Source organism: Bifidobacterium sp. POST2/T3 (B1), from assembly GCF_058197115.1.
Window position 1 is genome coordinate 1 of the sequence record NZ_JBVPQK010000197.1, and the last position, 5,075, is coordinate 5,075.

Genomic DNA, 5,075 nt, shown 5'->3' on the forward strand with positions numbered 1-5,075 from the left:
ATTAACAACCACCCAACACGCTTACAGCCACAAGGCCAAACCCCCAACATAAACAACGCGTTTAGTTCCTATAGCCCTATAATGGTGTAACGGTGGTGCTACTGTCACCGTTGATGTAATAACTCAAGAATGATAGTTAGGCCTATCTATCAGTGCAGTATTCCAGTTTTAGCTGGGTTGTCAGAGGTGCCATGGCTGACACCGCTGACTTCGTTATTGGTTATCAAGGATGAATTGACTCAACAAACAAAAAGGGGCTTATGATGAAAGCTCTGAACACTATCAAAAGTAGGTTGCTCGCCAGCGTTGCTGTTCCACTTGCGCTGTCTATGGGAGTCGCCATGGTTCCCAGTCAGGCGATGGCTGCAGAGCCTGTGGATACCGCTTCGACATCTATCGTGAGTCAAGTCACCGATTCGCTGACTCCGAGGGATGTGCTGGAGATAGCGGATACCGCATGGGAAAACGGTGATTATGAAGGTGCTGGCATCCTGACCGAGTATGCATTCTCGATGCATGATGGCACTGCCGGTAATGGCTTCCAATCGAGGAATTGGGCTACGACGATCGCCAAGAAAGCTGTCATTAAGCTTCTGCGCTGGGGAGGTTCCAAGCTTCCTGCCAAGATTGCTCCGTGGGCCGGTCGGATTGCAGACTTCCTGGAAGCCACCGGCGTCTGGACTCATGCCGCTATCGTCTCAGGTTTGATGCAGCTGGGCATCCCTTACGATATTGCTGAATACACGGCGACATGGGTTGATTTGGTAAATAGGAATATCGCCCCATGACAGCGTTTATTTCAGTACTCGTTGTCGTGGGGCTTTATAATCGCATGAGGTCTGGCGATACTCTGATCTCAGTACCATGAAGGTTAATATTATGCGTGATGGTGTGGTAGTAGCTGAACAGCTAAGTAAGAATTTCGTCTCGGGTGACGGGACTCCCACTGTGGTGTTCAATGATCTTTCTTTTGTTGCTGCTGGTGGTGCCATGACCGCAATTACAGGGCCCTCTGGATGTGGTAAGAGCACCTTGCTATATTGCCTTTCTGGTCTTGAACAGCCATCTCAAGGAAATGTGTGGGTGCTGGGTGAGGAACTAACTAAGAAGAACCAGCGTAACTTGGCTTTGTTTCGCAGATCGCATATCGGGTTTGTGTTTCAGTCCTACAATCTTGTCCCGTCCATGACCGTTCGTGACAATATCCTGCTCCCCTTGACTCTCAGCCATCGCAAGGTCGATCAAGGAAGCATCGATGCCCTCATGGATAAGTTCCACTTGAGCGGGCACGACAATGACGCAGCTAGTTCGCTCTCAGGTGGTGAGCAGCAGCGGGTATCCTTGATTCGCACCTTGGTCGCGGATCCCGATGTTGTGTTCGCCGATGAGCCGACAGGTGCTCTTGACCAGAAGTCCGGACAGTTGGTTTTCTCGCAGTTGCGGGACTTCTCCCATCGACCCGGTAAATGCGTGGTCGTGGTCACACACGATCTCCGCCTGGCCCGGCAATGCGACGTCGTATACACCATGAGTGATGGCGGATTTGTCGCATCAGGGAATGTGGAAGAGCAAGCGTAGTTATTGCCCTGATTCTGTATGGCGATGCGGCGTGAAAGGTGTAAGTCATGAAGTGGGCGTTGAATGATCTGAAAGCCAATAGAGGAATCTGGGCCGGTGTGTTTCTTGTGCTTGTGGTCACGCAGACGATTCTGTGCGCCATGAGTGTATGCAAGGGAATCAATGATCTCAAACATGATTCCCCGGGGGAAGTGGGTGTGGTATCTCACCATCTCAGCACTAACGTGGACTCGGTCTACCAGATAGCAATGGTCCTGGGTTGCCTGGTCATTATGGTGACGATTCAGGCTTCCATAAGGCAGCGGCGGAAGGGACTTGCATTGTTGTCCCTGCTTGGTGCCACACCTAGGCAGGTGCTGACCCTCACCATGGTGCAGGTGTTCGTGCTGACTCTGATCTCCTCCATCGTTGGTATGGCGCTGGCGCCAATTCTTGCCCCACGGATTCTAAAGTTCCAGTTGGAGGCCGTGCTGTTACCGCCGCTTATCACTTTTACTTGGCAGGGTTTCTTAGACTTTGCTTTGAGGGGGCTTGCAGTCGGTTTCATTGTGGCTTTGTTGGGTGCTCTCTTTACTCTGCGTGCTTTGAGGAAAGTGCTTCCGGTTGAGCTGCTGAGAGGTTCAGGAACTGAGGAAGTCCACGTCACGAGAGCTGGGCGCGGTCTGAGGAGATTCCTTATTATCGGTGGTTTCATCGCCCTGCTGGCACCGGCTGTCGCTGCCGTCATCCTGGTGTTGAACGACCCCAAAACTCTGAGTAAGACCCAATTGGGCATCATCATGCAACCCATGTCATTAGGCCCGATCATCGCGATACTGCTGTTTCTGGTCGCTCTGGCCTATTCTGGAGGACCCATCATCCAATGGGCCACCAAAACATGGACGAATCTGGTTCCTGTGCAATCCGATGTCTGGAAGATCGCACGGGCACAAGCCATTGTGAGAAGTCGCGGGAAGGCATTCGGCTCCACCATCATCTCACTGACTGCTTGCCTGTTCCTGCTCGGTGGATTGTTAATCACAGGTCAAACCAGTACTGCTGCCATAAGTGGCTTTCCCCAGTTGAAAGACATGGGATCAGCCACACCGATAGAGCTTATGTCCAGCCTGTGGTCGGCCTTGCTCATTGCTGTAATCGGTGCGGTCGCCAGTTTCGCCATCTCTGCCAAGGAACGCAACCTTGATCTGGCCCTTATCTCCATCGCGGGCGCTGTGCCCGGACAGCTACTTGCCATATCGGCCTTGGATGGTTTCATCCTCGTGACCACCGGTATCCTTATCTCTGCGGGGGCCACCTTGCTCGTCGGAGTTTTCACCGCTGTGACATTCCTCCCTCTTTCCAAGAATCTCTTTGTAGTGGTCTTCCCCTGGAAGTTCTTCATTATCCTTGCTGTGCCCATTATCGCCGCGGGAACACTTTCCACATTTTTCTCTGCACGTTCTAGTTTGAAGCGATCGGCAATTGAAACCGTCCAAACAGCCATAGGCGAATAGCGGAAATCATGTCAACTATGCAAACTCAGCAACGTCAAAAAACCACAATTTTTAATGTATTCAGACTATTGAAACCGCACACAGCTATCACTGTTGTTGTGATGTCTGTGGGTATAGTGTCTTCAGGTCTGGCGTTACTACAACCTCTGTGTGTCAATTATCTTCTACACGCCATAGAACAGAGTCAGAAGTTGGTGAGACCAATTGCAGTCTTGGCGCTTTTGTTTGTAGCAGGCATCGTCCTGGATGGTTTGGGATCCAATATGGCAAACCGCCTTGCGGCGAAAATAGTTTTCGATAAACGTAGCAATCTCATTACCTGTATCCTCGGCCTGCCGGTACAAGAGTATGATAAGAGGGAGTCGGGTGACTATGTCTCAACTGTCATCTCAGATACTAATGAGTTACGCTCAGCCCTGTCATCAGACTTCTTTAAAGTGGCCGCGAATCTGTTAACAGCTTGCGGATCAGCTGTCGCTATGCTGTTCATTGATACCAGACTCTTTGCCGTGGCACTTATAACTTCGTGCACATCCATTCTGTTGATGATTGCTGCTTCTTCTCGTCTGCAGGCCTATACCGAACTGGTACAAGCTAAGACAGCAAGACTGTCTAATGCCATACTGCGATCATTAGCTGGAATTCGCACAATTAAGGCCTTTATGGCAACAGTGCCTGAAACGAAAAGAGTAGTCGGTACCGCAGAAGAAGTGTATCGGGCAACAGTAAAAGTGGCCAACAAGGAAACAATCATTCGGTCCATTGTGAACTGCGCCATACAGCTGACCTTACTAATCGTTTTTTCCTTTGGCGGCGCGGAAATAGCGAAAGGGGATCTTGATATTTCTAATTTCATCTCCTTTTCAATGTATTTGACTATGGTTGTTTCTTCGCTAAGCTCCTTTTCCTCATCTATAACCACGGCTTTCAAAGCTTTAGGACCACTCAGGAGAATAGAAGACATTGAATCTTTGCGCGATAAAAGCGAAACCGTAAGTTCGAGCAATATGCTTTCCCCAGATGGGCATTCCTCGTTTGATACAGCCAACATTACGCTGGAGTTCAAAGATGTATGCTTTTCTTACAATACAGCGGACAAAGATGATGAACGAAATACCACTCTGCAGAACATTAGTTTTAGCGCAGTCCCACACCAAAGAACCGTCATCGTGGGCTCGTCGGGTTCAGGTAAAACTACGCTGCTTTCCCTATTGGAGGCTTTTTATAGGCCGGATTCGGGGCATATCCTATACAACAATGTTGACTCAACTGATTTAAATGCCAACGATATCAGGAAAGTAGTTAGCTATATTGAACAAGATGCTCCTATATTCTCCGGTAGTATTCGAGATAATCTAACGATGGGAACCATCGAAGCAAGCGATGAGACATGTTGGAATGCGCTCAAGCTCGTCAATCTTGATACAAAAGTTAGGAATCTCGAACAAGAGTTAAATCCCTTGTAGAGGCATGTGCTTCACCCACGTATGCTTTCAGCGGACTGTACAACGGACGAGCTGGCATTATGTCTGCTTTAGCGGTAGGGAAAACTTGGATTTCAGATTATGCTGAAATTCAAACCATGCATTTAAAAAATCTTCTGGATTACAGTCTGGCCTACCATGAACAACCAGTTTTTGTCGGCGATAGCATGTTGAGGCTATCTGCCGACTATTCAACAGGTTCTGCAGGAGTTCTTTCCGCACTTACCTCTATGACTGGATCTGGGTGGGAATTCCTACCGATTGTCAATCCAGATCAATTCTGTGGGCAACAGCTCATGGCCAAGCAAATTAGCGAATGGAAGGAGGTGTGAAATGAACGTTCTGAATCTGCAAGACGAAGATACCAATGAGAACCCTATGCATAAGAGTAATCATAGTTACTTCTTGTGCACCAGTTACAGCGATACGAGCAACGTGTTGTGTTGTTCCTCTGATTCATGGAGAGAGGGGTGAGCGATGAGTGACCGTGGACGATCAGACCATGTAACGGTTTCGGATG

General features: G+C 49.0%; 5 protein-coding genes. All 5 read left to right on the forward strand.

The window, feature by feature from the left end; translation table 11 throughout:
• The first annotated feature begins 260 nt into the window (after window positions 1-260).
• The 5 genes from AC0AP0_RS08865 (at window position 261) to AC0AP0_RS08885 (ending at window position 4,887) form a co-directional block, all read left to right on the forward strand.
• The gene (locus AC0AP0_RS08865; protein WP_219997315.1) at window positions 261-788 is read left to right on the forward strand and encodes a hypothetical protein; all 528 of its coding nucleotides are present in this window, start codon (window positions 261-263) and stop codon (window positions 786-788) included.
• Between the two features lie 91 nt (window positions 789-879).
• Entirely contained in the window at window positions 880-1,578 is a 699-nt protein-coding gene (locus AC0AP0_RS08870; RefSeq protein ID WP_045924347.1) for an ABC transporter ATP-binding protein, read from the forward strand.
• A 47-nt stretch (window positions 1,579-1,625) separates the two neighbouring features.
• On the forward strand, window positions 1,626-3,071 hold the full coding sequence (locus AC0AP0_RS08875; protein ID WP_045924218.1) for an FtsX-like permease family protein: 1,446 nt from the start codon (window positions 1,626-1,628) through the stop codon (window positions 3,069-3,071).
• A gap of 8 nt (window positions 3,072-3,079) precedes the next feature.
• Window positions 3,080-4,537, forward strand: a complete 1,458-nt coding sequence (locus AC0AP0_RS08880) for an ABC transporter ATP-binding protein (RefSeq protein ID WP_490430202.1) — start codon at window positions 3,080-3,082, stop codon at window positions 4,535-4,537.
• Between the two features lie 59 nt (window positions 4,538-4,596).
• On the forward strand, window positions 4,597-4,887 hold the full coding sequence (locus tag AC0AP0_RS08885; RefSeq protein ID WP_445341873.1) for a glycoside hydrolase family protein: 291 nt from the start codon (window positions 4,597-4,599) through the stop codon (window positions 4,885-4,887).
• The last annotated feature ends 188 nt before the right edge of the window (window positions 4,888-5,075 follow it).